Origin of the sequence: Mycobacterium palustre (genome assembly GCF_002101785.1) — a bacterium.
In the GTDB taxonomy this organism is placed as follows: domain Bacteria; phylum Actinomycetota; class Actinomycetes; order Mycobacteriales; family Mycobacteriaceae; genus Mycobacterium; species Mycobacterium palustre.
On sequence record NZ_LQPJ01000133.1, the window covers coordinates 1 to 1,298 of the forward strand.

A 1,298-nucleotide genomic window follows, 5' to 3' on the forward strand; every position below is an offset into this window, starting at 1 on the left:
GGCTGATGGTTGACAGTTACTTCGGTTGATGCTTGACACTCCTTCGAATGAGGGAGTTAACCGTGGCCGAGCAGAGGTATCAGGCTGTGTTGGCGGTGATCAGCGATGGGTTGTCGGTGTCGCTGGTTGCTGAGAAGGTGGGCGCGTCGCGTCAGACGTTGCATGCCTGGTTGGCCCACTATGAGGCCGAGGGTCTAGAAGGGCTTAGGGATCGGTCGCATCGGCCGGTGTCATGTCCGCATCAAATGCCGGCCGCGGTGGAAGCGGCGCTGTTGGAATTGCGTCGGTCGCGGCCGTATTGGGGTCCGCGGCGGCTGGTGTTTGAGCTGGCCAAGCGTCGGGCGGCCGCTGCCGTCGGAATCGGCGGCCTATCGGGCCCTGGTGCGAGCGGGCGTGATCGATCCGAGTCTGCGGGATCGGCGCTTGCGCAAATGGAAACGCTGGGAGCGCGGCGCGGCGATGGAGCTGTGGCAGATGGACGTCGTGGGGGGTTTTCCGCTGGCTGATGGCACGAGCGCCAAAGCCTTGACCGGCATCGACGATCACTCTCGGATGTGTGTCTGCGCGCGGTTGATGGCTCGTGAGCGCACCCGGGCAGTCCGTGATGGGTTGCGCGCGGCGTTGGCCAGCTATGGAGCTCCCGAGCAGATCCTGACCGATAACGGCAAGGTCTTCACGGGCCGGTTTTGCCATCCACCGGTGGAGGTGCTCTTTGATGCCATCTGCCGCGAGCACGGCATCGAGCATCTGCTGACCCAACCCAAAAGCCCGACCACGACCGGCAAGATCGAGCGGTTCCACCGCAGCCTGCGCGCGGAATTCCTCAGCGCGCAAAGGCCTTTCACCAACCTCAAGACCGCCCAACAAGCCCTCGACGAATGGATCGGCTACTACAACAACACTCGGCCACACCAATCCCTGGACATGGCCACTCCCGCCGAGAGATTCACCGCGGGCACAGCGCCGATCCGGCAATCGGTGTCGTGCACACCGTGCGATGATCGCAGCGGTGATGACTGGGTCAGCCGCCGCGTCACCACCAACGGGGTGGTCAGTGTGGCCTGGCAACAGGTCTGCCTCGGCGCCCACCATGCCAGAGCCCGCTGCGACGTTCACGTCGATGGTGAGCTGCTGCGCTTTTCGTCGGCAACAATCTGGTCAAAACCGTCGCGCGCACCAGCCGCGGCGAGGTATGAAACAAACGGGCCTTCCGCACCCGCGAACAGGCCTAACCACTAACCCAGAGTGTCAAGGATCAACCGAAACAGAAACGTCAAGGATCAACCGACTCCAAACAG

The 1,298-nt window shown here is 63.1% G+C and carries 1 pseudogene; it reads left to right on the forward strand.

From position 1 onward, the window contains the following. Positions 1–47: 47 nt before the first annotated feature. Positions 48–1,196: pseudogene (locus tag AWC19_RS22725) on the forward strand (IS481 family transposase). Positions 1,197–1,298: the final 102 nt, after the last annotated feature.